This is a genomic window from Sodalis sp. RH21, assembly GCF_047324175.1.
In the GTDB taxonomy this organism is placed as follows: domain Bacteria; phylum Pseudomonadota; class Gammaproteobacteria; order Enterobacterales; family Enterobacteriaceae; genus Acerihabitans.
This window is the reverse complement of sequence record NZ_CP178732.1, coordinates 4,178,731-4,204,981: the sequence shown is the minus strand read 5'-3', so window position 1 is coordinate 4,204,981 and position 26,251 is coordinate 4,178,731. Positions and strand designations below refer to the sequence as shown.

The 26,251-nt window shown below is 58.1% G+C and carries 23 protein-coding genes and 2 pseudogenes; 17 read left to right on the top strand and 8 right to left on the bottom strand.

What is annotated here, in order from left to right; all coding sequences use genetic code 11:
• Positions 1-224: 224 nt before the first annotated feature.
• A complete protein-coding gene (gene glnS / locus ACL2XP_RS19375) occupies positions 225-1,892 on the top strand; it encodes a glutamine--tRNA ligase (protein WP_413734700.1) in 1,668 nt (555 codons plus the stop codon).
• 92 nt (positions 1,893-1,984) lie between these two features.
• Here glnS and fur read toward each other — a convergent pair whose 3' ends face one another.
• The 4 genes from fur to ACL2XP_RS19355 form a co-directional block, all read right to left on the bottom strand.
• Positions 1,985-2,455: a ferric iron uptake transcriptional regulator gene (gene fur / locus ACL2XP_RS19370; RefSeq protein ID WP_413734699.1), complete on the bottom strand. Its 471-nt coding sequence runs from the start codon at positions 2,453-2,455 to the stop codon at positions 1,985-1,987.
• A gap of 327 nt (positions 2,456-2,782) precedes the next feature.
• Positions 2,783-3,298: a flavodoxin FldA gene (gene fldA, locus ACL2XP_RS19365; RefSeq protein ID WP_413734698.1), complete on the bottom strand. Its 516-nt coding sequence runs from the start codon at positions 3,296-3,298 to the stop codon at positions 2,783-2,785.
• Between the two features lie 180 nt (positions 3,299-3,478).
• Positions 3,479-3,778, bottom strand: coding sequence for a LexA regulated protein (ybfE, locus tag ACL2XP_RS19360; protein ID WP_413734697.1), 300 nt, complete (start codon positions 3,776-3,778; stop codon positions 3,479-3,481).
• A 180-nt stretch (positions 3,779-3,958) separates the two neighbouring features.
• Positions 3,959-4,741, bottom strand: a complete 783-nt coding sequence (locus ACL2XP_RS19355; protein ID WP_413734696.1) for an alpha/beta fold hydrolase — start codon at positions 4,739-4,741, stop codon at positions 3,959-3,961.
• Between the two features lie 271 nt (positions 4,742-5,012).
• Here ACL2XP_RS19355 and seqA point away from each other — a divergent pair, with 271 nt between their 5' ends.
• From seqA to ACL2XP_RS19335, 4 genes are all read left to right on the top strand, one after another.
• Positions 5,013-5,546 carry a replication initiation negative regulator SeqA gene (seqA, locus tag ACL2XP_RS19350; protein ID WP_413734695.1) on the top strand — a complete coding sequence of 178 codons (534 nt, stop codon included), beginning with the start codon at positions 5,013-5,015 and terminating at the stop codon, positions 5,544-5,546.
• Positions 5,547-5,573: 27 nt separating this feature from the next.
• Complete coding sequence (pgm, locus tag ACL2XP_RS19345) at positions 5,574-7,217, top strand: phosphoglucomutase (alpha-D-glucose-1,6-bisphosphate-dependent) (RefSeq protein ID WP_413734694.1); 1,644 nt, start codon at positions 5,574-5,576, stop codon at positions 7,215-7,217.
• 186 nt (positions 7,218-7,403) lie between these two features.
• Entirely contained in the window at positions 7,404-8,015 is a 612-nt protein-coding gene (locus ACL2XP_RS19340) for a PadR family transcriptional regulator (protein ID WP_413734693.1), read from the top strand.
• Entirely contained in the window at positions 8,015-8,320 is a 306-nt protein-coding gene (locus ACL2XP_RS19335) for a DUF3861 domain-containing protein (protein WP_413734692.1), read from the top strand. The genes ACL2XP_RS19340 and ACL2XP_RS19335 overlap by 1 nt, the downstream gene beginning before the upstream one ends.
• Here the strand turns inward: ACL2XP_RS19335 and ACL2XP_RS19330 are convergent.
• The 3 genes and pseudogenes from ACL2XP_RS19330 to ACL2XP_RS19320 form a co-directional block, all read right to left on the bottom strand.
• Positions 8,317-8,745: an EamA family transporter gene (locus ACL2XP_RS19330; RefSeq protein ID WP_413734691.1), complete on the bottom strand. Its 429-nt coding sequence runs from the start codon at positions 8,743-8,745 to the stop codon at positions 8,317-8,319. The two genes, ACL2XP_RS19335 and ACL2XP_RS19330, sit on opposite strands and share 4 nt — an antisense overlap.
• Before the next feature lie 83 nt (positions 8,746-8,828).
• Positions 8,829-9,509 (bottom strand): two-component system response regulator KdpE, encoded by a 681-nt coding sequence (kdpE, locus tag ACL2XP_RS19325; protein ID WP_413739230.1) that lies wholly within the window; start codon positions 9,507-9,509, stop codon positions 8,829-8,831.
• A 5-nt stretch (positions 9,510-9,514) separates the two neighbouring features.
• Positions 9,515-11,020: pseudogene (locus ACL2XP_RS19320) on the bottom strand (DUF4118 domain-containing protein); the annotation flags it as partial.
• Positions 11,021-11,343: 323 nt separating this feature from the next.
• Here ACL2XP_RS19320 and ACL2XP_RS19315 point away from each other — a divergent pair.
• The 6 genes and pseudogenes from ACL2XP_RS19315 to ACL2XP_RS19290 form a co-directional block, all read left to right on the top strand.
• Positions 11,344-12,297, top strand: a complete 954-nt coding sequence (locus tag ACL2XP_RS19315; protein ID WP_413734689.1) for a YbgA family protein — start codon at positions 11,344-11,346, stop codon at positions 12,295-12,297.
• A 15-nt stretch (positions 12,298-12,312) separates the two neighbouring features.
• Positions 12,313-13,779 (top strand): deoxyribodipyrimidine photo-lyase, encoded by a 1,467-nt coding sequence (phrB, locus tag ACL2XP_RS19310; RefSeq protein ID WP_413734688.1) that lies wholly within the window; start codon positions 12,313-12,315, stop codon positions 13,777-13,779.
• 45 nt (positions 13,780-13,824) lie between these two features.
• On the top strand, positions 13,825-14,568 hold the full coding sequence (locus ACL2XP_RS19305) for a type 2 GTP cyclohydrolase I (protein ID WP_413734687.1): 744 nt from the start codon (positions 13,825-13,827) through the stop codon (positions 14,566-14,568).
• 90 nt (positions 14,569-14,658) lie between these two features.
• Entirely contained in the window at positions 14,659-15,315 is a 657-nt protein-coding gene (gene pxpB / locus ACL2XP_RS19300) for a 5-oxoprolinase subunit PxpB (RefSeq protein ID WP_413734686.1), read from the top strand.
• Positions 15,309-16,259 carry a 5-oxoprolinase subunit PxpC gene (pxpC, locus tag ACL2XP_RS19295; protein ID WP_413734685.1) on the top strand — a complete coding sequence of 317 codons (951 nt, stop codon included), beginning with the start codon at positions 15,309-15,311 and terminating at the stop codon, positions 16,257-16,259. The genes pxpB and pxpC overlap by 7 nt, the downstream gene beginning before the upstream one ends.
• Before the next feature lie 32 nt (positions 16,260-16,291).
• Positions 16,292-16,407 (top strand): annotated as a pseudogene (locus ACL2XP_RS19290) (LamB/YcsF family protein); the annotation flags it as partial.
• A gap of 180 nt (positions 16,408-16,587) precedes the next feature.
• Here ACL2XP_RS19290 and ACL2XP_RS19285 read toward each other — a convergent pair.
• A complete protein-coding gene (locus ACL2XP_RS19285) occupies positions 16,588-17,868 on the bottom strand; it encodes a citrate synthase (RefSeq protein WP_413734684.1) in 1,281 nt (426 codons plus the stop codon).
• Positions 17,869-18,504: 636 nt separating this feature from the next.
• Between ACL2XP_RS19285 and sdhC the strand changes: the two genes are divergently transcribed.
• The 6 genes from sdhC (at position 18,505) to odhB (ending at position 26,245) form a co-directional block, all read left to right on the top strand.
• A complete protein-coding gene (sdhC, locus tag ACL2XP_RS19280) occupies positions 18,505-18,894 on the top strand; it encodes a succinate dehydrogenase cytochrome b556 subunit (RefSeq protein ID WP_413739228.1) in 390 nt (129 codons plus the stop codon).
• Positions 18,888-19,235 carry a succinate dehydrogenase membrane anchor subunit gene (sdhD, locus tag ACL2XP_RS19275; protein ID WP_413734683.1) on the top strand — a complete coding sequence of 116 codons (348 nt, stop codon included), beginning with the start codon at positions 18,888-18,890 and terminating at the stop codon, positions 19,233-19,235. The genes sdhC and sdhD overlap by 7 nt, the downstream gene beginning before the upstream one ends.
• Complete coding sequence (gene sdhA / locus ACL2XP_RS19270; RefSeq protein ID WP_413734682.1) at positions 19,236-21,002, top strand: succinate dehydrogenase flavoprotein subunit; 1,767 nt, start codon at positions 19,236-19,238, stop codon at positions 21,000-21,002.
• A 19-nt stretch (positions 21,003-21,021) separates the two neighbouring features.
• Complete coding sequence (locus ACL2XP_RS19265) at positions 21,022-21,738, top strand: succinate dehydrogenase iron-sulfur subunit (protein WP_413734680.1); 717 nt, start codon at positions 21,022-21,024, stop codon at positions 21,736-21,738.
• A 445-nt stretch (positions 21,739-22,183) separates the two neighbouring features.
• Positions 22,184-24,991, top strand: a complete 2,808-nt coding sequence (sucA, locus tag ACL2XP_RS19260) for a 2-oxoglutarate dehydrogenase E1 component (protein ID WP_413734678.1) — start codon at positions 22,184-22,186, stop codon at positions 24,989-24,991.
• A 15-nt stretch (positions 24,992-25,006) separates the two neighbouring features.
• A complete protein-coding gene (odhB, locus tag ACL2XP_RS19255) occupies positions 25,007-26,245 on the top strand; it encodes a 2-oxoglutarate dehydrogenase complex dihydrolipoyllysine-residue succinyltransferase (RefSeq protein ID WP_413734677.1) in 1,239 nt (412 codons plus the stop codon).
• Positions 26,246-26,251 lie beyond the last annotated feature (6 nt).

Genomic DNA, 26,251 nt, shown 5'->3' with positions numbered 1-26,251 from the left:
TCCCGCTCCGTTGTTCCATCCCGATGAATCCCTTTCCGGTTATCCTCCGGCGTTATCGCGCCTATGGTAATATAATGTCAAACCATCGCCTTATCGGCTAGCCATGGCCAACGGCGGCGCTCGCGCCGGGATAAGATTTTCTGCAACTAACGGTTGTGTCGAAACGTGGCTTGTTGGAACATATGGGCGATAAATGTCGTGCTTTCGCGTAGAGGAATATCAATATGAGTGAGGCAGAAGCCCGCCCAACGAACTTTATTCGTCAAATTATTGACGAAGATTTGGCATCGGGTAAGCACCATTCGGTGCATACCCGTTTTCCGCCGGAGCCTAACGGCTATTTGCATATCGGTCATGCAAAGTCCATTTGCCTGAATTTCGGCATCGCCCAGGATTACCAGGGACAGTGCAACCTGCGTTTTGATGATACCAATCCGGCGAAAGAAGATATCGAATTCGTTGATTCGATCAAGCAGGACGTCAAGTGGCTGGGGTTCGAGTGGAGCGGCGATATTCATTATTCATCGGATTATTTTGACCAGTTGCATGACTACGCCGTGGAGCTGATCAAAAAAGGGCTGGCCTATGTGGACGAGCTGTCCCCCGACGCTATTCGCGAATATCGCGGCAACCTGACTTCGCCGGGCAGAAACAGCCCGTTCCGCGATCGTCCGGTGGAAGACAACCTGGCACTGTTCGCCATCATGCGCAACGGTGGGTTTGCCGAAGGTTCGGCCTGCCTGCGCGCCAAAATCGATATGGCGTCCTCCTTTATGGTAATGCGCGACCCGGTGCTGTACCGCATCAAGTTCGCCGAACACCACCAGACCGGCACCAAATGGTGCATCTATCCGATGTATGATTTTACCCACTGCATCTCCGATGCCCTGGAAGGGATTACCCATTCGCTGTGCACCCTGGAGTTCCAGGATAACCGCCGCTTATATGATTGGGTGCTGGATAACATCAGTATTGGCTGCCACCCGCGCCAATATGAGTTTTCGCGTCTGAATCTTGAATACGCCATTATGTCCAAGCGCAAGCTGACCCAGTTGGTGGCGGAAAATATTGTCGAGGGATGGGATGACCCGCGCATGCCGACTATTTCCGGCCTGCGCCGCCGTGGATATACCGCCGCCTCGATCCGCGAATTCTGCCGTCGCATCGGCGTGACCAAGCAGGATAACAACGTGGAAATCGCCGCTCTGGAAGCCTGTATCCGCGAAGATTTGAACGAAAGCGCCCCGCGCGCCATGGCGGTTATCGACCCGGTCAAGGTGATTATCGAAAATCTGCCCGTCGGGCACGAAGAGACCGTGACCATGCCAACCCATCCCAATAAACCGGAAATGGGTCATCGCCAGGTGGCGTTTGGCCGCGAGATTTATATCGATCGGGCGGATTTTCGCGAGGAAGCCAATAAGCAGTACAAGCGGCTGGTGCTGGGCAAAGAAGTACGGCTGCGCAATGCCTATGTGATCAAGGCCGAACGCGTGCAAAAAGATGAAGAGGGTGAAATCACCGCTTTGTATTGCACTTATGATCCGGACACGTTAAGTAAAGATCCGGCGGATGGGCGCAAGGTGAAAGGGGTTATCCATTGGGTATCGGCTACCCGCGGCGTCGCCGCGGAGTTCCGCTTATACGATCGTTTGTTCAGCGAGGCGAATCCCGCCGCGGCGGAAGATTTTCTGTCGGCGCTTAATCCGGAATCGCTGGTGATCAAGCAAGGTATCGTGGAGGCAAGCGTGCTGGACGCCCAGATCGGCCATCCGTTCCAATTTGAACGCGAAGGTTACTTCTGCGCCGACACCCGCTACTTCAGCCGGGAAAAACCGGTGTTTAACCGCACCGTCGGCCTGCGGGACACCTGGACCAAAACCGCCGTCTGAGGACGCCGCCGCGAATTGATATCAACGCTGCTTCGGCAGCGTTTTTTTTATGCCTGGCCACTGGGAACGTGGCTACGGTGGAAACGCCCGGGTTATTCCTTCACGCCGTTAAGCATATCGCTATGGTCGTGCAGGGTTTCGTCTTCACGGCAGTTGCCGACTTCACAATGTCCGTAAAGATATAAACTGTGGTTGGTAAGTTTGATATTGTGTTTTTTGGCGATATCGCGCTGGCGCGCTTCGATAAATTCATCGCGAAACTCAATCACTTTGCCGCAATCCAGGCAGATCAGATGATCGTGATGATACTGCTGGGTCAGTTCAAAAACCGATTTGCCGCCTTCGAAATTATGGCGGGTGACGATGCCGGCATCGTCAAACTGGTTCAGTACCCGGTACACGGTGGCTAAACCGATCTCCTCGCCCATATCGATCAGTTTTTTGTAGAGATCCTCCGCACTGACGTGATGGCATTCCGGATCTTGCAACACTTCCAGAATCTTCAGTCTGGGAAGGGTGACTTTCAGGCCGGCCTTCTTCAATGCAATATTATTGTCAGTCATGCGGGTATAGTCCTGTTACTTTGAAAATCTGATTGTAGGCAAATGTAGCCTATAACATCGGTCGGCCCGAAAAATGTGACGCCGTCTCATTATAGGACTGCCTGTCCAAAATGAAAACCGCACCCTGTTAACAACTATAGCCCTTTTCGTAGGGCACATTCTGCAACATTTTGACCAAAAGGGTGAAACCGCTGCGCTATTGTACCGCTTTGTGGCTAAAAGTTAAAAACTTGTATCTATTAATTCGACAGGAATAACTTATCGGCAAGGCCGACGGGCCGCCATAACGGCTGACGGCCCGTGGTGGTTGCCGGGGCAGCCGGTGAATCAGCCCAGGTTCAGCTCGGCGCTGATCTGTTTTACCCAGCCGTCGACCCGAGCATTGGTCAGTTCAGGTTGGCGATCTTCATCGATGGCCAGGCCGATGAAATGATTGTCGTCGGCCAGCCCTTTCGAGGCTTCGAAATGGTAACCGGCGGTAGGCCAATGGCCGATAATGGTCGCGCCGTTCGGTTCGATGATATCGCGGATGGTGCCCATGGCGTCACAAAAATATTCCGCGTAATCCTCCTGGTCGCCACAGCCGAACAGGGCCACGGTTTTGCCAGTGAAATCAATCTCTTCCAGGGTAGGGAAAAAGTCATCCCAATCACATTGCGCTTCGCCATAATACCACGTCGGGATACCCAGTAGCAGAGTATTGAACTGCGCCAGGTCTTCTTTACTGCTTTTGGCAATGTCATGAACTTCGGCAACATCCGCGCCAAGTTGCTTTTGGATCATTTTGGCAATATTTTCGGTATTGCCGGTATCACTGCCAAAAAAAATGCCTACAGTTGCCATGAATTTGAAAACCTCTTAAATATTAAGGATATGTTCTGCAATCGGTTCGTTCGGGTTCTGGGGCAATAATAGCAGACCATAACAGCGGGAGAAACTCGTTCCGCCGGGGTTTTGTCTCAAATTCAGACTCCCCGCGGCCGCAAGCCTTGAATCAGCCGGCGGCGTAAGGGTGCTATGGGGTCATTGCCCCCCCTTGGCCGCATTTTGCTGCCGCTCCAGCTCGGCCAGTAAAATCAATTCTATCAGTTCGCTGCGCGACAGATTTTGCCGCTCCGCCAGTTCGTTTAACGCGTCCACCGCCTGGGCGTTGATTTTCAGTTCCACCCGGCGCAGGCCGCGCACTTTATCCCGGCGCAGCTGGTTGCGCTTATTGATGCGCAACTGCTCATCCCTGGATAGGGGGTTGGTCTTCGGGCGCCCTGGACGTCGTTCATCGATAAATAAATCCAGGGTGGTGCGGTCCGTTTGTTCTTTTGCCATAGGTCATGAAGGGATTGTGCATCGGAAAGCGGGCGGGCAACCGCCCTGACGGTGCCGATGCTGGCTTCGCCATCAGGGTGTCTCGCCCGTAACGTTACTTTTCCGGACGTCGTGGCGCCGGAAAACATAGCGCGCCATGTTACCCCACCCCGGCATTAAACGACAATATTAAACTCAAGGTTAATCAGGCCGTTTCGGCAACGATGCCAGAAAACGCGCGACGGCGCGCACGGTGGCTTCGGGTTTTTCCGCGTGGACCCAATGCCCGGCGCCGGCGATGGCATGGCCGCGCGCCTGCGGGAATTGCCGCTGGATGTCCTGCCGGTAGCGGTCATCCAGATAGGGGGATTTTTCGCCGCGGATAAATAATACCGGACCGGGCCAGGGAGCGGATTCCTGCCAGGCGATCAGCGCCGGATAGCTGTTCCACAGGGCTTCGACGTTGAATTGCCATCCCTCAGGACGCAGGGATTTCAGTAAAAACTGAATCGTCCCCTGGTCGGCGATATCCTCGCGCATCAGCGCCGCCGCCTCGGTGCGCTGGGTGATGCCCGCCGCGCTTACCCGCCGCAGCGCGGCAAATACGCCGTCGTGATGGCGGGTAGGGTAGCTGACCGGAGCCATATCAATCACCACCAGCCCGGCGATCCGCCCGGGAATCAGGGCGGTCAGCATCATGGCGACCTTGCCGCCCATGGAATGGCCGATAACGATGCACCGTTCTATTTGCAGCTCATCCAAAAGTGCCAGCACATCGCCGGCCATGGCGGCGTAACCGGCGTCGCTATCATGGGGTGAAAGACCGTGGTTGCGCAAATCGATTTGCAGGGTGGCATGCTGCTCTTGCAGCGGACGGGCCAGCACGCCGAGGTTATCCAGGCTGCCGAACAGGCCGTGCAGCAAAACCACCGGCAGCGCATCGCCGGGCTGTCGGGCCGGTTGCAGACGATAGTGTAATTTCATCGTGATCCTTATGGCGGCGCGGTTTATTGGCCTTTTTAGCAATTGATCATAAAGTTATTTTGCGGCGCATACGGATCTGGTCCGCGCGCAATAGGGTTAGCCTAGCATGAGTTTTCCGCGCCCGCGCCGCAAAAAATGGCGGCGCGCCTGCCGGCCCGGACGGGGGATTATCCGACTTTTTGGTTAAGCCCGATACTAGCGCTATTCGCAGGGACGGTTTAGCTTGTATAATCCTGTTGATTGATTTATGAGAAGAAAACCCCGGATAAAGATGAAAACAATTGAAGTCGACGAAGACCTTTACCGCTATATCGCCGGTCACACCCAACATATCGGCGAAAGCGCCTCGGATATTTTACGCCGCATGCTGAAATTCGACGCGCAGGCCGGCGCAACCCCCCGCAGCGCGCCGCCGGCCGAGGTGCAGGCCAAGCCGGAGGTTCCCGCGCCGGCCCGCGATCGGGTGCGCGCCATGCGCGAGCTGCTGCTTTCGGACAGCTATGCCGAACAGCGCAAGGCGGTTGACCGCTTTATGCTGGTGCTGACCACCCTTTACCAGATCTCCCCGGCGCAGTTCGCCGAGGCGGCCGATATCCTCCATGGGCGCACCCGTACCTATTTTGCCGCCGATGAACAGACACTTTTGCAAAATGGCAGCCATACTAAACCTAAACAGGTACCGGAAACGCCCTATTGGGTCATAACGAATACCAACACCGGACGTAAACGCGGCATGGTGGAACACATTATGCTGGCCATGCAGTTCCCGGTGGAACTGACGGATAAAGTTTGCGGCACCATTTAATTAATAGCAGCCAAGGGAGAAGCACCGATGGCTAATAGCCCCCGCGCCGGGCAACCCGCCCGGCAAAGCGATTTGATTAACGTCGCGCAGTTAACCTCGCAGTATTATGTTTTGCGTCCGGAAACGGGCAATACCGCCCATGCGGTGAAATTCGGGACGTCCGGTCATCGCGGCAGCGCGGGCCGTCACAGTTTCAACGAAGCCCATATCCTGGCCATCAGCCAGGCGATCGCCGAAGAACGCCGCAACCAGGGCATCACCGGGCCGTGCTACGTGGGTAAAGATACCCATGCGCTGTCGGAACCGGCGTTTATTTCCGTGCTGGAAGTGCTCAGCGCCAACGGCGTGGAAGTGATTGTCCAGCAGGACAACGGTTTTACCCCCACCCCGGCGGTGTCGAACGCCATCCTGACCCACAATCGCGCCGGCGGTCCCCAGGCGGACGGCATCGTAATCACCCCATCCCATAATCCGCCGGAAGACGGCGGGATTAAATATAATCCGCCTAACGGCGGGCCGGCGGATACCAATCTGACCAAGGTGATTGAAGAGCGCGCCAATGCCCTGCTGGCCGAGGATTTGCGCGGCGTGCGGCGCCAGACGCTGGATGCGGCCTGGCAGAGCGGCCATATCCATGCGCAGGATCTGGTGCAGGCTTACGTGGAGGGGCTGGCCGACGTGGTGGATATGGCGGCGATCCAAAAAGCCGGCCTGAAGCTGGGCGTCGATCCCCTCGGCGGTTCCGGTATCGCCTACTGGCAGCGTATCGCCCAGCACTATCAGCTGGACTTGACGCTGGTGAATGAAGAGATCGACCAGACGTTCCGCTTTATGCATCTTGACCATGACGGCATTATCCGCATGGATTGTTCGTCCCAATGGGCGATGGCCGGCTTGCTGGCGCTGCGCGACAAGTTTGATCTGGCCTTGGCCAACGATCCGGATTACGACCGCCACGGCATCGTTACGCCGGCGGGGTTGATGAATCCCAACCATTTCCTGGCGGTGGCCATCAACTACCTGTTCCAGCATCGCCCGCAGTGGGGCGCGGATGTGGCGGTAGGCAAAACGCTGGTATCCAGCGCGATGATCGACCGCGTGGTGGCCGATCTCGGCCGCAAGCTGGTGGAAGTGCCGGTGGGCTTCAAGTGGTTTGTCGACGGACTGTTTGACGGCAGCCTGGGTTTTGGCGGCGAAGAGAGCGCCGGGGCCTCGTTCCTGCGTTTTGACGGCCGTCCGTGGTCCACCGACAAGGATGGCATTATCATGTGCCTGCTGGCGGCGGAAATTACCGCGGTCACCGGTAAAAATCCGCAGCAGCATTATGATGAGCTGGCGCAGCGTTTTGGCGCCCCCAGCTATAACCGCATCCAGGCTCCGGCCACCCATGCGCAAAAGGCTATCCTGAGCAAACTGTCGCCGGAAAAAGTCAGCGCCAGCACCCTGGCCGGCGATCCGATCACCGCGCGCCTGACCGAAGCGCCCGGTAACGGCGCATCCATCGGCGGGCTGAAAGTCATGACCAAGAACGGCTGGTTCGCGGCGCGGCCCTCCGGTACCGAAGAGGCCTACAAAATTTATTGCGAAAGCTTCCTCGGCGCCGAACACCGCGAGCAAATTGAAAAAGAAGCGGTGGAAATTGTCAGCGAAGTGCTGGCTGGCGCCAAGTAACCTCCCGTTTTGCCGCCTTTGGCCCGGCCGTCCCGTAAGGGGCGGTCGGGTTTATTGTTTTAGCTTCCCCAACGTTTTATCTCCTCGCTTGCATCGCCTGCTTCTCTGTTAATTTAGATATATCTTTTATTGCAATTTTTGGGGACCCCGGGTAACTTAGATATATCTAAATAACGAGGAGGCAGTATGCACTTTCATCGACATCATCCTTATTGCTCCCGCGGCGAAGGCGGCGAAGGGGGGCGGGGCGAACGCCATGGACACCGCGGCGAAGCACGCCGGCCGCACGACGGCGAGCATAAACTGCGCCGGCTGTTTGAGCATGGCGATCTGCGCATCGTATTGCTGGCGCTGGTGGCGCGTAAACCCAGCCATGGTTATGAGTTGATCAAGGAAATAGAGCAGGCGTCATCAGGCCTGTACGCCCCGAGTCCCGGCGTGATTTATCCCACCCTCAGCCTGCTGGTGGATCAGGACTTTATCAGCGCGGAAAGCCCGGACGGGCAAAGCCGTAAAAATTACCATATCACCCCAGAGGGGCTGGCGGAGCTGGCAAAACATCAACCGGCGATTAACGTGATTTTCGCACGGCTCGCGCAGGCGGGCAAACGGGGGGAAGGCAGCCTGATACCGGGCATATCCGAAAGCATGCGCCAGTTAAAAGGGCTGCTGCGCGGCAATATGCTGCGCGCCGATCTGATGCCGGAGCAGGTGGAACGCATTAACGCCGCCCTGCTGGCCGCCGTTAAAACCATTGAAACCGAACTGCGGGCGCCCGGCGCCGGGGAGCAAAACTGATGGCGGGTTATCGTTATCGTATTACCGTGGAGCCGCTGGCGGATAAGAACGGCCAGCCGCTGGAAAAACCGTCACTGTCATTTGAAATCGACAATCACGACGAGATACTCGGCATTGTCGAACGGCTGCAGGGGAGGGAAGATCTGGCGTTCGGCGCGGGAAAAAGCGCCGCTTTCGCCGTCGGACTCAAACTCTTCTCCGAGGTAATGATGGAATATCGCAAACATCCCCTGTTCGCCCCGCTGCGGGACCCCTTTCGCGCCTTTATGCTGGCATTAAAAAAAGGCCCGGGCGACCAGGCCTAACCCAGCGCCACCATCAGTGCGCCGGCGACGATCAGCGCCACCCCGAAGCCGGCCACCAGCGAAACTTTTTCGCCAAACAAAATCACCGCCATCACCACCGCGAACACCACGCTCAGCTTATCGATGGGCGCTACCTGGGACACCTTGCCGAATTTGATGGCCATAAAATAAAACAGCCATGATAACGCCCCCGCCACGCCGCTTAATATGATAAAACCCAGGGCCTTTTTATCGGCCAGGATTTCGCTGACCAGGTTCATTTTGTCCTGGACCAGCACCACGCCCACCAGAAATACCGCCATCACCACCGAACGGATGGCGGTGGCGCTGTTGGCATCCAGATGCTGTAAACCGATTTTACCGAAGATCGCCACCAACGAAGCGGTCAGGGCGGAAAGCAGGGCGTAAATTAACCAAGTGCTCATCATCATATCCAGTGCAAAGAAAACGGCAAGGCGGCTAAACGGCGGAACCTTTCTCCGTTGGCGGCCGGGTCAAGGATGCGGACTTAAGGCATAAAACGATAGCCGATCCCGGTTTCGGTAAGCAAGTGGCTGGGCTGGGCCGGATCGGTTTCCAGTTTCTGGCGCAAATGCCCCATATAGATCCGCAGATAATGGTTGTGCTCCACGGCGTTGGGTCCCCAGACTTCGCGCAGCAGATGACGCTGGGTCAATACTTTGCCCTGGTGGGCCAGCAGCGTCGCCAGCAGGCGGAATTCGATGGGCGTCAAATGCAGTAATTGCCCGTCCCGGGTGACCTGGCGGTTGACCAAATCTACGCTCACCGAGGAGAAGGACACCGTGGCCGCTTTCTCCTCGCCGCGCAGCGGGCGGCGCAGGGCGACCCGTACCCGCGCCAGCAGCTCGCCGATGCCGAAAGGCTTGGTCAGGTAATCATCGGCGCCGGCATCCAGGGCGTCGATCTTATCCTGCTCGTCGCTTCTGGCCGACAGCACCACGACGCCGATGGCGCTCCAGCGGCGCAGATCGCGAATAAAATCCACGCCGTTGCCGTCCGGCAGGCCGAGATCGAGCACGATCAAATCCGGTTTGCGGGTGGCGGTTTCGATCAGCCCGCGGGCCATGTTTTCCGCGTCGAATACCCGGTAGCCTTCGCGCTCCAACGCCTGGCGGACAAAGCGGCGTATGGCGTCTTCGTCTTCGATAATCAGGATATTGGCTGTCATGGTGCTCACGTTTCCTCCGGTGGCGCCATCTCGGGCGGCGCGGTCAAGGGCAGGGTAAAATGGAAACACGCCCCGCCGGCGGGGGCATTATCCGCCCAAATCCGGCCGCGGTGAATCTCTATGATAGCCCGGCAGATGGCCAGGCCCAGGCCTACGCCGGCGATGGATGATTCCGGCCGGCCGCGGGCGAATTTAGTAAAAATGGTTTTTTCCGCGCCGGGCGCGATCCCCGGCCCCGTATCCGCCACCGTCACCTCCAGCCAGCCGGGCCGGGTTCGGGCGCGCAGGACAATATCGGCCTCGGGGCCGGCATATTTTACCGCGTTTTCCAGCAAATTGATCAATACCCGCTCCAGCAAGATGCCGTCGCACTCCACCAGCAGCGCCGGGTCGGGCAAATCGACCCGCACCCGGTGCGGGCCGATGGACGCCCGCATCAGCCGCAGGGCGCTGCCGAATATCTCTTCCAGGGACTGCCAGGAAGGATGAACGGCGACGCCGCCGGACTGCAGGCGCGCCATATCCAGCAGATTATTAACCAGGCGGGTGGTGTCCAGCGCCTGCCGGCGAATATCATCGGCCTGGCCGGCGTGGGGCGATGCCGCGGCGGCCAGATCCAAGGCCAGGATCTCCGCCTGCCCGGACAGTACGGTGAGCGGCGTGCGTAAATCATGGGACAGGGCCGACAAGAGCGCGTTGCGCAGCCGCTCCCCTTCGGCGGCCAGGCGCGCCTGCTCGGCGCGATCGGCCAGCGCGAAACGCTCCAGCGCGCCGGCGGTCAATACCGTACAGGTTTCCAGCAGCCGCCGCTGTTCGGGCATCAGCAGATCGCGCGCGGATCGGGGCTGAATGGCCAGTACGCCGAACCGGCGCCGATCCACTTGCAGCGGATAAAGCCGGTAAGCCAGGTCCGGCAGGGTATCGGTACCCAGGCCGGCGGGTATGGCGCGATCGAAGCTCCAGCGGATAATCGCCGGGTCCACGGGCAGGCCGCCGTCCGCCGCCGCCGGCGTCATATCAACAATATCATCGTTTCTCTGCAGGTATAACCGGGTTTTGGCCGTGAACGCATCATCGATAAAATGCAGCGCGGTGGCGGCAATCTCCTGCTGCGTCATGGCCTGGCTCAGCGCTTTCGACATGGCGTACAACCGCCGCGCCCGCTGCTCGCGCAGCCGGGCCACGTGGGCCTGATAACGCACGCCGGCCGTCAGGTTTCCCACCGTAAGTCCGACAATCAGCATGACGGCGAAGGTGACCAGATACTCTAAATCGCCGACCGCCAGCGAGCCGCGCGGCTGGACAAAAAACACATCGAAGCTGGCCACGTTGATAATAGCCGATAGGACCGAGGGCCAGCGGCCATAAAACAGCGCCACCAGCATCACCGCGAGCAAGTAGACCATAATCAGGTTGGCCGGCTCGATCGGGGGCAGCAGCCATTGCGCCGGCAGGGTAATCAGCGCGCAAAACGCTATGGCGGCCAGGCAGCCGCGCAGCTGTTGCCGCCAAGGCACCGCTACCCGATCGGTAAGACTTTCCCCGCCAGGTCGCTGTGGTTTCCGTACGCCCATCGGCACTCCTGATTGTTTCCCCGTGCCCTTATCCATACTACGCCGGGGATAAAAGTGCAAAGATTGCGGGGCGCGGTGTAAAAAACAGATATAAGTGACGATTTTAGCAGCAAAAAAGCGCACTCTCTGGCAAATTACCCTACCGCGGCCGAGGGCGGTTCCCCGCTGATTTACCGGTGCGACTTTTGTTAAAAGCCGCCGGCCGGTCCGGCTATAATCGTCTACGCTTTGCTTAGGAAGTCACTCTCAGGGGGCGAAGCATGAACAATAAAATTCCCGTCGGCATCAGCGCCTGCCTAATGGGTGAGCAAGTCCGTTTCGACGGCGGCCATCGCCGTTTTGCCTTTGCCATGGAGGATCTGGCGCCCTTTGTGCGCTTCGAACCCATTTGTCCCGAGATGGCCATCGGTTTGCCGACGCCCCGCCCGGCGCTGCGGCTGGTCAAAGATGAACAGGGGCACATCGCCATGCGCACCGGCAAGGGTCCGGACGACACCGATCTAACCCCGGCGATGCAGGCCTTTTCAACTGCGCGCTGCCGGCAATTGGACCATTTGTCCGGCTATATCGTCTGCGCCAAATCCCCCAGCTGCGGCATGGAACGGGTGCGGGTCTACGATCGCGGCGGGTCGCAAAAAAACGGCGCCGGGTTGTTCACCCGCGAACTGATGCGGCGACTGCCCTGGCTGCCGGTTGAAGAGGACGGGCGGCTGCACGACCCGCGGTTACGGGAAAATTTTGTCGCCCGGGTATACACGCTGTTCGAGTTTAACCAGTTGCTGCAACAGCCCTTGACCCGGGGCGGCTTGATGGCTTTTCACAGCCGTTATAAATTGCTGTTGCTGGCCCATTCCCAGCCGGAGTATCGCCTGCTGGGGCCGTTCGTCGCGGCCATGGACCGGTGGGAATCGCTGGAACTGTTTGCCCTGGAGTACCGCAACCGGCTGATGGCGATGTTATCCAACACGGCCACGCGGCCCAACCATACCAATGTTCTGATGCACGCGCAGGGGTATTTTCGCCGTCACCTGACGCCCAAACAGCGTCAGGAATTAGCGTTGCTGATTGACAGCTACCGGCAGGGATTGCAGCCCTTGCTCGCCCCTATCACGCTGTTAAAACATTATATGGCCGAATATCCCGACGCCTGGCTGGCGCAGCAACGCTACTTCGAGCCTTACCCGGAAGCCCTGCGGCTGCGTTACGGTCATTAAGATCAAGGAAGAAACATGAAAACCCATCTCGTCTGGCTGCGCGCGGATTTGCGCGTTCATGATAACCCGGCGCTCTATGCCGCCTGCCAGGATCGCGCCGCCCGCGTGCTGGTGGTCTATATCGCCACGCCTGGGCAATGGCATCAGCACGGCATGTCCCCGCGCCAGGCCGCATTTATCCTCGCCAATCTCGCGGCGGTACGGCAGGCCTTGGCCGCGCGGGGCATTCCCATGCATTACCACCAATGCGACGATTTCCAGGCGTCGGTGGCCTGGCTGGTGGATTTCTGCCGGCGGCAGGCGGTCGATGCGCTGTTTTATAACTACCAGTATGAATTCAACGAGCACCAGCGCGATGCGGAGCTGGAACGCCGGCTGGACCCCGCCGTCGTCTGCCAGGGATTTGACGACGGCGTGTTGCTGCCACCGGGCGGCGTGCATACCGGCGACGGCGCCATGTATAAAGTTTTCACGCCGTTTCGCAACGCGTTTGTGCGCAAGCTGATCGAGGTCGATCCACAGTGCGTGCCCGCCCCGTCGCCCCGGGAGATTTCCGGGCCCGTGGCGCTTTGCGAACTGGCGCCGTTTGATTATCCCTGCCAGGCGCCCGCTGGCGACTATCCCCCCGGCGAGGACGCCGCGCTTTCCAGGCTGCGCACCTTTTGCCATCAGCAGATGCAGGATTACCGTAAAGCGCGCGATATCCCCGCGCTGGACGCCACCAGCCGGCTTTCGGCCTATCTGGCCGTGGGGGTGATTTCTGCGCGGCAGTGCTATAACCGGCTGCGTCAAGCCTATCCGCAGGTGCTGGACCATTCCGACAGCGGCGCCTTTACCTGGCTAAATGAATTGATCTGGCGCGATTTTTATCGTCATCTGATCGTCAGTTATCCCGCGTTGTGCAAACATCAGCCGTTTATCTTGTGGACGCGTGGCGTGGCATGGCGGCAAGACGGCGCCCGGCTGGCCGCCTGGCAGCAGGGCAAAACCGGTTACCCCATTGTTGACGCCGCCATGCGCCAAATGAACCACAGCGGCTGGATGCACAACCGGTTGCGTATGATTACCGCCAGTTTCCTGGTAAAGGATCTGCTTATCGACTGGCGCGAAGGAGAACGCTATTTTATGGCGCAGCTGATTGACGGCGACTTTGCCGCCAATAACGGCGGCTGGCAGTGGGCCGCGTCCACCGGTACCGACGCCGCGCCTTATTTCCGTATTTTTAATCCCGCCACCCAGGGGCGGCGATTTGACGAACGGGGCGAGTTTATCCGCCGCTGGCTGCCGGAACTGGCCGCGGTGCCGGATCGGTATGTGCATGAGCCGCATCTCTGGCCGGCGAGACAGCAAGCCGGGCTGGATTATCCGCTGCCCATCGTTGATCATGGCACGGCGCGCCAGGCAACCCTGGCGGCGTATAAAACCGCCAAAGCCCAGGGGCCGGCTCCAGGCCAGCGGTCATCGTCCCGGCCGTCATCGTAAAAGCCAGGTTGGCCGAAGACATCTCATTTATAAGGCACAATCATTATGCGCAATATTGAACTTGAACAGCTCATCAATGAGCTGCTGAATACGACCGCATTTCAGGACTACGCCCCCAATGGATTACAGGTGGAGGGGCGCGGGGACGTCAGGCGCATCGTTACCGGGGTGACCGCCTGCCAGGCGCTGCTGGACGCCGCGGTTGCCCACGGCGCCGACGCGGTGCTGGCGCATCATGGCTATTTTTGGAAAAACGAGTCGCCGGTGGTCACCGGCATGAAGCAGCGCCGGCTGAAGACCCTGTTAAACAACGATATCAATCTTTATGCCTGGCACCTGCCCCTGGATGCCCATCCCACCCTGGGAAACAATGCCCAGTTGGCCGCCGTGCTGGATATCACGGTTAAAGGCCAGCTGGACCCGCTGTTGCCGTGGGGGGAATTGTCGCCCGCCGTCAGCCCGCAGGAGCTGCAGCGCCGGCTGGAAATGCGCCTGGAACGGGAGGTGCTGCACTGCGGCGACAATGCCCCGGCGCAAATTTCGCGCCTGGCCTGGTGCAGCGGCGGCGGACAGGGGTTTATCGAACAGGCGGCGCGCGCCGGGGTCGACGCGTTTATCACCGGCGAGGTCTCGGAGCAAACCATCCATATCGCGCGGGAAATGGGGCTGCATTTTTATGCGGCGGGGCATCACGCCACCGAACGCGGGGGCATTAAAGCCCTGGGGGAATGGCTGGCCCGCCACCATGGACTGGACGTGACGTTTATTGATATCGCCAACCCCGCTTAACCGGCGGGCTATTACATTTTGCCCTAAAACGCATTACATTACCTGCATATACATTACCGGTTAACCGGAACTGTTTCCCTGGAGGTCTGATTGCAACGGGCTCGATGTTACCTATTGGGCGAAAGCGCGGTCGTGCTTGAGCTGGAACCCCCCATTACCCTGGATAGCCAGCGCCGTATTTGGGGGCTTGCCGCCCGGATGGCGCACCATGAAGAAGTGCGCGAGGCCATTCCGGGCATGAATAATCTTACCTTGCTGCTGGTGAATCCCCAGCGCTCGGCCCTGGATGCCATCGAACGCCTGCAGCGCTGGTGGGAAGAGAGCGAGGCCATGATCCCCGAATCCCGGGATATTGATATCCCCGTGGTCTACGGCGGCGAGCACGGTCCCGATTTATCCTGGGTGGCCGAACACGCCGGCATGTCCGAGCGGCAACTGGTGGCGTGCCATTCCGGCGCCGCCTATATTGTTTATTTTCTCGGTTTTCAACCGGGGTTTCCTTATCTGGGCGGCTTGCCGGAGAGTATCGCCGCGCCGCGCCGCGATGAGCCGCGCCTGAGCGTGCCTGCCGGTTCGGTTGGCATCGGCGGCAAGCAAACCGGTATTTATCCGCTGGCGACGCCGGGGGGCTGGCAGATTATCGGCCGCACTCCGCGCACCATGTTCGATCCGCGCGCCAACCCGCCGACGCTGCTGCTGCCCGGTGATAACGTGCGCTTTGTACCGCAACCGGAGGGCATATGTTAAAAGTGCTGCATGCGGGCATGATGACCGCCGTCCAGGATGGGGGCCGCGGCGGCTTTCGCAATCTGGGCGTGAGCCAGGGCGGGGTATTGGATTTGCCGGCGATGAAAATGGCCAATTTGCTGGTGGCCAATCCCATGGATGCCGCCGTGCTGGAAATTACCCTCGGCCAGTTCAGCGCGCAAGTGACTTCCGCCGGCTGGCTGGCGCTCACCGGCGCCGATTGCCATGCGCAACTGGACGGCAAACCGCTGTGGACCGGCTGGCGTTTCCCGGTACGCCCCGGCCAGGTGGTGAAGCTGGCGACGCCGAAACACGGTATGCGCAGTTACCTGGCGGTCTCCGGCGGATTTGACGTGCCCAAGGTGCTTAACTCCCGCAGTACGGATCTCAAAGCGGGTTTTGGCGGTTACCAGGGGCGCAAGATCCAGGACGGCGACGTGCTGCGCGCGGGTAAATCCCTGGCGCTGCCCCGCCGGCAAATCGGTATCCGGCAGTTATTATTCGGTAACCGCGTGCGCGCCCTGCCCGGTCCTGAATACCGCGAGTTCACCGCCGACTCCCAGGAAGCCTTCTGGCGCTCAAGCTGGCAGCTCAGCCCGCAGAGCAACCGCATGGGCTATCGTTTGCAAGGATGGGCGCTCAAACGTAATACCGAGCGCGAATTATTTTCCCACGGCCTGTTGCCCGGCGTGGTGCAGGTGCCCCATGGCGGCCAGCCGATTGTCCTGATGGCGGACGCCCAGACCACCGGCGGTTACCCCCGCATCGCCTGCGTGATTGCCGCCGATCTGTTTCATCTGGCGCAAATCCGCCTGGGCGAGCCCATCCATTTCGTGCAGTGTACGCTGGAAGAAGCCCATGCGGCCTGGCTTGAGCAAACCCGCTATTTCGACCAGATCGCCTGGCAGCTCAAAGAGGATGTGCAAACGCAAACGGCCGGGTAGCCCAAAGGGGGTGGAGCAAGCGGGGGGATTGCATGGAGTCAAATGCCGATTTGGGCGAAGCTGCGTCAATGGCCAAGCCCTGCTGCAACGGGTCAGTTCGGCCAATATCGCCGGTGGGTATCAAGCGGGGGAACGCCTAACGGTGCGGGTGGATACCCTGTGTCCGCATGGCGACGGCGTCTATGCGCTGGCGTTCGCCCGCCGCATCCGCACCGCGTTACCGGATCGCCGCCGGCTGAGACCGGCATATTCCCCTGTTATCCTGCGCCCCATAAAAAACGCCGCGTTATTAAGCGGCGTTCTTAGGCAAACCGGCACGGCCGCGGGGTTACTTAATCTGCGAAGTAAACTCGCGTTTGTCATAACCGGTGTAGAGCTGGCGCGGACGGGCGATTTTTACCCCGTCGTCATGCATCTCTTTCCAATGGGCAATCCAGCCGACGGTACGCGCCATGGCGAAAATGACGGTAAACATGGTGGAAGGAATTCCCATGGCCTTGAGAATGATGCCCGAATAGAAATCCACATTCGGATACAGTTTCTTCTCGATAAAGTACGGGTCGTGCAGGGCGATATGCTCCAATTCCATGGCCACCGCCAGCAGGTCGTCGGATAGCTTCAGCTCTTTCAATACTTCATGGCAGGTCTCGCGCATCACGGTAGCGCGCGGATCGTAGTTTTTGTAAACCCGATGACCAAAGCCCATCAGACGGAAAGAATCGTTTTTATCCTTGGCGCGCTCGATAAAGGCCGGAATATGCTCCACGCTGGAAATTTCTTCCAGCATGCGCAGGGTGGCTTCATTGGCTCCGCCGTGCGCCGGTCCCCACAGCGAGGCGATGCCCGCCGCGATACAGGCAAACGGATTGGCGCCCGAAGAACCGGCGGTACGCACGGTGGACGTGGAGGCGTTTTGCTCGTGATCGGCATGCAGAATCAAAATCCGGTCCATGGCGCGTTCCAGGACGGGGTTGACCACATACTCTTCGCACGGGGTTGAAAACATCATATGCAGGAAGTTGCCGGCATAAGAGAGATCGTTGCGCGGATAAACGAAAGGCTGGCCGATGGAATATTTGTAACACATCGCGGCCACGGTGGGCATCTTGGACAATAAACGGAACGCCGCGATCTCGCGATGGCGCTCGACGTTGACGTCGAGGGAATCGTGATAAAACGCCGCCAGCGCGCCGGTCACGCCGCACAATACCGCCATCGGATGGGAGTCGCGCCGAAAGCCGTTGAACAGGCGGGTGATTTGCTCATGCACCATGGTATGGCGGGTCACGATATGCGTGAATTCATCATACTGTTCCTGCGTCGGCGATTCGCCGTTCAGCAGGATATAGCAGACTTCGAGAAAGTTGGAGTGTAGTGCCAATTGATCAATAGGAAAACCACGGTGCAGCAAAATGCCTTCGTCACCGTCGATATAGGTAATTTTGGATTCGCAGGATGCGGTCGAGGTAAATCCTGGGTCGAAGGTAAAGTAACCCTTGCCGCCCAGCTTACGGATATCGATTTCCTTTGCGCCCAGCGTTCCGGTCAATACATCGAGTTCTATGGGTGCTTCACCGGGTAGGTTCAGCGTCGCTTTACTGTCAGCCATTATAATCTCCTTAGCGCTTATATGATAAATCTCCCACCATAGGTTACCGGCATGCCTGCGGGACCTTGCGCTTTTTTGTCAGCCCATCGCTCCGGCTTAACGTTATGCAGGGTACAGAGCTTAAGGATGATGCAAGTTATTCCCGTTCAGGATGAAAAAACGGCGATCCTCGGTTGTTAAAGATTTACTGATATTAATTTTAGCTATTTATAAAGTCACCCTGACCGCGAAGATCAGGACGCACTTCACACTGTTGCATAATCTTTGACGCGGCGGTAGTTCTCTGTGCCAATACTTACATGGGTTATAGCATATCGGCGTTGCCATTTGTAATGGAATTGTTGCTTTTTTGTCAATACGGTTATATAGATTTAGGGTAAATGTAAAATTCGTGACCCAGGTCACTAAACGGTCCAAATGTTACCAAACAAATTGTAGGGGAATTGTAATCATAATGTGAAAGCCATATACTTCTCAAAGGTCTCCGGAAGTCCCTGTAGTAGGAGCACCCAGCGTTATTCAACGCGTCATTTAGGCACAAGGGATTTGTTTATTGAGCACATGACGTGTCATGGTTACCCATTAACGCTGTCTGATCCAGCCAGGACCGGAGGAAGGAAAAATAATAATAGCTGTGTGGGCAAAACCGTGAAAAAACAAAGGCCTGTCAACTTGGATTTGCAAACGATCCAGTTTCCCGTTACTGCAATAGCTTCTATTCTTCATCGCGTCAGCGGTGTCATCATGTTCGTGGCCATCGGTATTCTGCTCTGGATACTGGGTTTATCTCTTTCCTCCGCCGAAGGCTTCGCGCAGGCTGCCGCCATAATGGACGGCTTCATCGTTAAATTCATTATGTGGGGCATTTTGACCGCGCTGGCCTATCACGCCGTGGGCGGAATCCGGCATATGCTGATGGATTTCGGCTATCTGGACGAGACGTTGGCCGTAGGGAAATTAACGGCAAATGTTACATTTGTGATCACTATAGTGCTGTCAATTCTGGCGGGAGTACTCGTATGGTAAGCAACGCTTCGGCACTGGGACGTAACGGAGTTCATGAGTGGTTATTGGTACGAGCTTCCGCCATCGTAATCTGCCTGTTCATCATCTATATCCTGGGATTTATCCTGTTCGCGGATGCGATCACCTATGATGTCTGGCGCGGTTTTTTCGCTTTACCCATGACGAAAGTCTTTACCCTGCTTACGCTGTTTTCCATCCTGGTGCACACCTGGATCGGCATGTGGCAGGTACTAACGGATTACATCAAACCGCTGGCGCTGCGCCTGTTGCTACAACTGGCTATCGTTATCGTCCTGTTGGTGTATTTACTTTATGGAACTGTCGTGGTGTGGGGTGCGTAAATGAATTTGCCGATAAGAGAATTTGACGCGGTAGTCGTCGGAGCAGGCGGGGCCGGAATGCGCGCCGCGCTGCAAATTTCACAAATGGGCCTGTCCTGCGCCCTGGTTTCCAAAGTTTTCCCCACCCGTTCCCATACGGTATCCGCCCAGGGCGGCATTACCGTGGCTCTGGGCAATACCCATGAGGACGACTGGCAGTGGCATATGTACGACACCGTCAAAGGTTCCGATTATATCGGCGACCAGGATGCCATCGAATACATGTGCAAAACCGGCCCGGAAGCGGTGCTGGAGCTGGAACACATGGGACTGCCGTTTTCCCGTCTGGATGACGGACGTATCTACCAGCGCCCGTTCGGCGGACAATCGCGCAATTACGGCGGCGAGCAGGCCGCGCGTACCGCCGCCGCCGCCGACCGTACCGGCCATGCGTTGCTGCATACCCTTTACCAGCAGAATCTTAAAAACCATACCACCATCTTCTCTGAGTGGTATGCGCTCGACCTGGTGAAAAACCAGGACGGAGCGTTCGTCGGCTGTACCGCGCTGTGTATTGAAACCGGCGAAGTGGTCTACTTCAAGGCCAAGGCGACCATCCTGGCCACCGGCGGCGCCGGGCGTATTTACCAGTCCACCACCAATGCCCATATCAATACCGGCGACGGCATCGGCATGGCGCTGCGCGCCGGCGTGCCGGTGCAGGATATGGAGATGTGGCAGTTCCACCCCACCGGTATCGCCGGCGCCGGGGTGCTGGTCACCGAAGGCTGTCGCGGCGAAGGCGGGTATCTGCTCAATAAAGACGGCGAACGCTTTATGGAACGCTACGCGCCCAACGCCAAGGATCTGGCCGGCCGCGACGTGGTCGCCCGTTCCATTATGATTGAAATCCGCGAAGGGCGCGGCTGCGACGGGCCGCTGGGGCCGCACGTCAAGCTCAAGCTCGATCACCTGGGCAAAGAAGTCCTGGAATCCAGGCTGCCGGGCATCCTGGAATTGTCCCGCACCTTCGCCCATGTCGATCCGGTGAAGGAACCCATCCCGGTTATTCCCACCTGCCATTACATGATGGGCGGCATTCCCACCAAAGTCACCGGCCAGGCGGTAACCGTTGACGCCCAGGGCAATGACGTCGTCATTCCGGGCCTGTTCGCGGTGGGCGAAATCGCCTGCGTATCGGTACACGGCGCCAACCGCCTCGGCGGCAATTCGCTGCTGGATTTGGTGGTGTTCGGCCGTTCGGCGGGGATGCATTTACAGGAGTCTCTTACCGAGCAGGGGCCGTTCCGCGAGGCCAGCGATGAAGAGATCAACACCTCCCTGGCGCGCTATAACCGCTGGAATAACAACCGTACCGGCGAAGACCCGGTGGCGATCCGCAAAGCGCTGCAAGCCTGCATGCAGAACAACTTCTCGGTGTTCCGTGAAGGCGACGCTATGGCCAAGGGCCTGGAGGAATTGAAAACGATTCGCGAGCGCCTGCACAATGCGCGCCTGGATGATACGTCCACCGAATTCAATACCCAGCGGGTCGAGTGCCTGGAGTTGGATAATCTGATGGAAACGGCCTATTCCACCGCGGTGGCCGCCAATTACCGCACCGAGAGCCGCGGCGCGCACAGCCGCTTCGATTTCCCGGATCGTGATGACGCCAACTGGCTGTGCCATAGCCTGTATCTGCCCGAGAGCGACAGCATGACCCGCCGGGAAGTGAATATGCAACCGACATTGCGCCCGGCGTTCCCGCCGAAAGTGCGTACCTACTAAGGGCTGGGGGCTTAAAGTAATGAACGTTGAATTTTCGGTTTATCGCTATAATCCTGATATTGATGAAAAACCGCGTATGCAGGAGTATCAGCTGGAAGTGGGCGAAGGCCACGACATGATGCTGCTTGATGCGTTAATCCTGTTGAAAGAACAAGACCCGACGCTGGCGTTTCGCCGCTCCTGCCGGGAAGGGGTTTGCGGCTCCGACGGCGTGAACATGAACGGTAAAAACGGCCTGGCCTGCATCACCCCTCTATCCGCCTTGCGTAAAGGCCACAATAAAATCGTCATCCGGCCATTGCCCGGGTTGCCGGTGGTGCGTGATTTGGTGGTGGACATGGGGCAGTTCTATGCCCAGTATGAAAAGATCAAGCCTTACCTATTGAATAACGGCAGGAATCCGCCGGCGCGCGAGCATTTGCAAAGCCCGCAGGAACGGGAAAAACTGGACGGGCTGTATGAATGTATCCTGTGCGCCTGCTGTTCCACCTCTTGCCCGTCGTTTTGGTGGAATCCGGACAAATTCATCGGTCCGGCCGGCCTGCTGGCGTCCTACCGTTTCCTGATCGACAGCCGCGATACGGAAAGGGAAAGCCGCCTGGACGATCTCAACGATGCTTTCAGCGTATTCCGCTGCCACAGCATTATGAATTGTGTCAGCGTATGTCCTAAAGGGCTTAATCCGACCAAGGCCATTGGCCATATTAAAAGTATGCTGGTGCAGCATAGTGCCTGAATGAGTGCCTGAATGAGTGCCTGAATGAGTGCCTGAATCAGCGCCAAGCCCAGTGCTCAAGACAGTGCGGCAAAAGGCGCCGGCGAAGGTGCCAGGTTAAGCGCCCGTAAGAGCCCGCCGTGACGCGGCGGCGGGTTATCGCCAGGGGTGTTCCAGGGACGATAAAGAGTATAAACGGCCACGGAGTGGCCGGCGCCAGGCGCGTTTGCATGGCGATTGTAGTACGTATGTAGTCTGCATGCAGTACGCATGTAGTATGCATATAGGAAGCCTTTGAAAGCCGGTTATCGGTTCCATAGCGAAACCAGCCGTTTTTCAAAGGTTCCTTCGGTTCGGTTATTTACGCCGACTGTGGGTAGGTAATTCACCGGTTGAACCGCTTATATGTTTCGACAAACATGTTAACCACGGCGAAAACTGAAGCTAAACAGCTTAAGGGATCATAATGCAGAACGGCGCAATGAAGGCCTGGCTGGATTCCTCCTATCTGGCGGGGGCGAACCAGTCCTACATAGAGCAGCTCTATGAAGATTTTTTAACGGATCCTGACTCTGTTGACGATAGCTGGAGTACGATTTTTAAACAGCTACCCACCGCGGGAGTCAGCCCCGATCAACTCCACTCCAAAACGCGGGACTATTTCCGGCGTCTGGCCAAAGACGCTACGCGTTATACGTCTTCGGTCAACGACCCGGACAATGATTCCAAGCAGGTTAAAGTCCTGCAATTGATTAATGCGTTCCGTTTCCGCGGCCATCAGCATGCCAATCTCGATCCGCTCGGCCTGTGGAAGCAGGAAACCGTGCCTGATTTAAACCCGGCGTTTCATAATCTCACCGAGGCGGATTTTCAGGAAACCTTCAACGTGGGTTCTTTCGCCATCGGCAAAGAGACCATGAAGCTGGCGGATTTATATGAAGCGCTGAAACAGACCTACTGCGGGTCCATCGGCGCCGAATATATGCATATTACCAATACCGAAGAGAAACGCTGGATTCAGCAGCATATCGAATCGGTGGTGGGTCAGCCCAGTTTCAGCGCCGACGAAAAGAAACGTTTTCTCAGCGAACTGACGGCGGCTGAAGGGATCGAACGCTACCTGGGAGCCAAATTCCCAGGAGCCAAGCGCTTCTCCCTCGAAGGCGGCGATGCGCTGATCCCGATGCTCAAAGAGATGATTCGTTATGCCGGGAAAAACGGTACCCGCGAAGTGGTGCTCGGCATGGCGCACCGCGGCCGCCTGAACGTCCTGATCAATGTGCTTGGCAAGCAGCCGCAGGATTTATTCGACGAATTCGCCGGCAAGCATAAAGAGCATCTGGGCACCGGCGACGTTAAATATCATCAGGGCTTCTCCTCAGATGTGGAAACGGAAGGCGGCATCGTGCATCTGGCGCTGGCGTTTAACCCGTCCCATCTGGAAATCGTCAGCCCGGTAGTGGGCGGATCGGTGCGAGCGCGCATCGACCGGCTTGATGAGCCGAGCAGCCGGATGGTGTTGCCCATCACCCTGCACGGCGATGCGGCCATCAGCGGCCAGGGCGTGGTGCAGGAAACCCTGAACATGTCCAAGGCGCGCGGCTACGATGTCGGCGGCACGGTGCGCATCGTGGTGAACAACCAGGTGGGCTTTACCACCTCCAACCCCCACGACGCCCGCTCCACGCAATATTGCACCGACATCGCCAAGATGGTCCAGGCGCCGATTTTCCATGTGAACGCCGACGACCCCGAAGCGGTGGCGTTTGTCACCCGCGTGGCGCTGGATTTCCGTAATACCTTCAAGCGCGACGTCATGATCGATCTGGTGTGCTATCGCCGCCACGGCCATAACGAAGCGGATGAGCCCAGCGCCACCCAGCCGCTGATGTATCACAAGATCAAAAAACATCCGACGCCGCGCAAAATCTATGCCGACCGCCTGGAGCGCGATCGCGTCGCCAATCTGGAAGACGCCACGGAAATGGTGAACCTGTACCGCGACGCCCTGGATCGCGGCGAGTGCGTGGTGAAAGAGTGGCGGCCGATGAATATGCACTCCTTCACCTGGTCGCGGTTCCTCAATCATGACTGGGACGAAGCCTATCCCAGCGAAGTGGACCCCAAGCGTCTGCAAGAGCTGGCCCGGCGTATCAGCGAAGTGCCGGAAGGCGTGGAAATGCAGCCGCGCGTGGCGAAGATCTACAACGATCGCGCCCTGATGGCCGCCGGCACCAAGCCGTTTGATTGGGGCGGGGCCGAGACCCTGGCGTACGCCACGCTGGTGGATGAGGGAATACCGATTCGCCTGTCCGGCGAAGATACCGCCCGCGGCACGTTCTTCCATCGCCACGCGGTGGTGCATAACCAGAAAAACGGCTCTACGTATACGCCGCTGGCCCATGTACATAATGCCCAGGGCACGTTCCGGGTATGGGATTCCGTGTTGTCCGAAGAGGCGGTGCTGGCGTTTGAGTACGGCTACGCCACCGCCGAGCCGCGCACCCTGGTGATTTGGGAAGCGCAGTTTGGCGATTTCGCCAACGGCGCGCAGGTGGTTATCGATCAGTTCATCAGCTCCGGCGAACAGAAGTGGGGCCGGATGTGCGGGCTGGTGATGTTGCTGCCCCATGGCTACGAAGGGCAGGGGCCGGAGCACTCCTCGGCCCGCCTGGAGCGCTATCTGCAATTGTGCGCCGAGCAGAATATGCAGGTTTGCGTTCCGTCCACCCCGGCGCAGGTGTACCACATGCTGCGGCGCCAGGCGCTGCGTAATATGCGCCGCCCGCTGATCGTCATGTCGCCTAAATCGCTGCTGCGTCATCCCATGGCCATCTCGTCCCTGGAAGATATGGCCCACGGCAGCTTCCTGCCCGCCATCGGCGAAGTCGATGAGCTCGACCCCAAGGGCGTGAAGCGCGTAGTGATGTGTTCTGGTAAAGTTTACTATGATTTATTAGACCAACGCCGCAAAAACGGTCAACAGGATGTGGCCATCGTGCGTATCGAACAGCTTTATCCGTTCCCGCACCAGGCGGTACAGGATGTCCTCAAGCCCTTCTCCCGCGTGCAAGACTTTGTCTGGTGCCAGGAGGAGCCGCTGAACCAGGGTGCGTGGTACTCAAGCCAGCATCATTTCCAGGAAGTTATCGCTCGTGGAGCATCGCTACGTTACGCGGGACGCCCCGCTTCCGCCTCGCCGGCGGTAGGGTATTTGTCCGTGCACCAGGCACAACAAAAAAATCTGGTCAATGACGCGCTGAACGTTAATTAAATATAAGGATAGATAATGAGTAGCGTAGATATTCTGGTTCCTGATCTCCCTGAATCGGTTGCCGATGCGACCGTTGCCACTTGGCATAAAAAGCCCGGCGATAGCGTCCAGCGCGACGAAGTGCTGGTTGAAATAGAAACCGATAAAGTGGTGCTGGAAGTGCCGGCGCCCGAAGCCGGGGTGCTCGAAGCCTTGCTGGAAGATGAAGGGGCCACCGTCACTTCGCGCCAGGTATTGGGGCGCCTGCGTCAGGGCGACAGCAGCGGCCAGGAAACCTCGGAAAAATCGCAAAGCAAGGAATCCACCCCGGCGCAGCGCTACACCGCCGGTCTGGAGGAAGAAAATAATGAAGCGCTCAGCCCGGCCATTCGCCGCCTGATTGCCGAACACGACCTGAAGGCCGAAGAGATTAAAGGCAGCGGCGTAGGCGGGCGGATCACCCGCGAAGATGTGGAGAAACATCTGGCCCGCAAACCTGAAACCGCCGCTCCGGCGGCAGCGCCGGCGCCCGCGGCTTCGGCTGCCGCCCCCTCGGACGTTCCGGCGCTGGGCAACCGCAGCGAAAAACGCGTGCCGATGACCCGGTTGCGCAAACGCGTCGCCGAACGCCTGCTGGAAGCTAAAAACAGCACCGCCATGTTGACGACCTTTAATGAAGTCAATATGAAACCGATCATGGACCTGCGCAAGCAGTACGGCGACGGATTCGAAAAGCGCCACGGTATTCGCCTCGGGTTTATGTCGTTTTATATTAAGGCGGTAGTGGAGGCGCTTAAACGCTTCCCGGAAGTCAACGCCTCTATCGATGGCGAAGATGTGGTGTATCACAACTATTTCGATATCAGCATTGCCGTTTCCACGCCCCGCGGCCTGGTGACGCCGGTGCTGCGCGATGTGGATGCCCTGGGCATGAGCGACATCGAAAAGACCATCAAAGAATTGGCGGTCAAGGGACGTGACGGCAAACTGAAAGTGGAAGAACTCACCGGCGGCAACTTTACCATTACCAACGGCGGCGTGTTCGGTTCCCTGATGTCCACGCCTATTATCAATCCGCCGCAAAGCGCGATCCTCGGCATGCATGCCATCAAGGATCGCCCGATGGCGATTGACGGCCAGGTGGTTATCCTGCCGATGATGTATCTGGCGCTGTCGTACGATCATCGCCTGATTGACGGCAAGGAGTCCGTAAGCTTCCTGGTGACCGTGAAAGAGATGCTGGAAGACCCGACCCGCCTGTTGCTTGACGTATAGCTCCTG

What these genes read in the sequence shown, in the direction of transcription:
- glnS (WP_413734700.1), top strand. Translation starts at nt 225, where the DNA reads ATGAGTGAGGCAGAAGCCCGCCCAACGAACTTTATTCGTCAAATTATT.
- fur (WP_413734699.1), bottom strand. Translation starts at nt 2,455, where the DNA reads ATGACTGACAATAATATTGCATTGAAGAAGGCCGGCCTGAAAGTCACC.
- fldA (WP_413734698.1), bottom strand. Translation starts at nt 3,298, where the DNA reads ATGGCAACTGTAGGCATTTTTTTTGGCAGTGATACCGGCAATACCGAA.
- ybfE (WP_413734697.1), bottom strand. Translation starts at nt 3,778, where the DNA reads ATGGCAAAAGAACAAACGGACCGCACCACCCTGGATTTATTTATCGAT.
- ACL2XP_RS19355 (WP_413734696.1), bottom strand. Translation starts at nt 4,741, where the DNA reads ATGAAATTACACTATCGTCTGCAACCGGCCCGACAGCCCGGCGATGCG.
- seqA (WP_413734695.1), top strand. Translation starts at nt 5,013, where the DNA reads ATGAAAACAATTGAAGTCGACGAAGACCTTTACCGCTATATCGCCGGT.
- pgm (WP_413734694.1), top strand. Translation starts at nt 5,574, where the DNA reads ATGGCTAATAGCCCCCGCGCCGGGCAACCCGCCCGGCAAAGCGATTTG.
- ACL2XP_RS19340 (WP_413734693.1), top strand. Translation starts at nt 7,404, where the DNA reads ATGCACTTTCATCGACATCATCCTTATTGCTCCCGCGGCGAAGGCGGC.
- ACL2XP_RS19335 (WP_413734692.1), top strand. Translation starts at nt 8,015, where the DNA reads ATGGCGGGTTATCGTTATCGTATTACCGTGGAGCCGCTGGCGGATAAG.
- ACL2XP_RS19330 (WP_413734691.1), bottom strand. Translation starts at nt 8,745, where the DNA reads ATGAGCACTTGGTTAATTTACGCCCTGCTTTCCGCCCTGACCGCTTCG.
- kdpE (WP_413739230.1), bottom strand. Translation starts at nt 9,509, where the DNA reads ATGACAGCCAATATCCTGATTATCGAAGACGAAGACGCCATACGCCGC.
- ACL2XP_RS19315 (WP_413734689.1), top strand. Translation starts at nt 11,344, where the DNA reads ATGAACAATAAAATTCCCGTCGGCATCAGCGCCTGCCTAATGGGTGAG.
- phrB (WP_413734688.1), top strand. Translation starts at nt 12,313, where the DNA reads ATGAAAACCCATCTCGTCTGGCTGCGCGCGGATTTGCGCGTTCATGAT.
- ACL2XP_RS19305 (WP_413734687.1), top strand. Translation starts at nt 13,825, where the DNA reads ATGCGCAATATTGAACTTGAACAGCTCATCAATGAGCTGCTGAATACG.
- pxpC (WP_413734685.1), top strand. Translation starts at nt 15,309, where the DNA reads ATGTTAAAAGTGCTGCATGCGGGCATGATGACCGCCGTCCAGGATGGG.
- ACL2XP_RS19285 (WP_413734684.1), bottom strand. Translation starts at nt 17,868, where the DNA reads ATGGCTGACAGTAAAGCGACGCTGAACCTACCCGGTGAAGCACCCATA.
- sdhD (WP_413734683.1), top strand. Translation starts at nt 18,888, where the DNA reads ATGGTAAGCAACGCTTCGGCACTGGGACGTAACGGAGTTCATGAGTGG.
- sdhA (WP_413734682.1), top strand. Translation starts at nt 19,236, where the DNA reads ATGAATTTGCCGATAAGAGAATTTGACGCGGTAGTCGTCGGAGCAGGC.
- ACL2XP_RS19265 (WP_413734680.1), top strand. Translation starts at nt 21,022, where the DNA reads ATGAACGTTGAATTTTCGGTTTATCGCTATAATCCTGATATTGATGAA.
- sucA (WP_413734678.1), top strand. Translation starts at nt 22,184, where the DNA reads ATGCAGAACGGCGCAATGAAGGCCTGGCTGGATTCCTCCTATCTGGCG.
- odhB (WP_413734677.1), top strand. Translation starts at nt 25,007, where the DNA reads ATGAGTAGCGTAGATATTCTGGTTCCTGATCTCCCTGAATCGGTTGCC.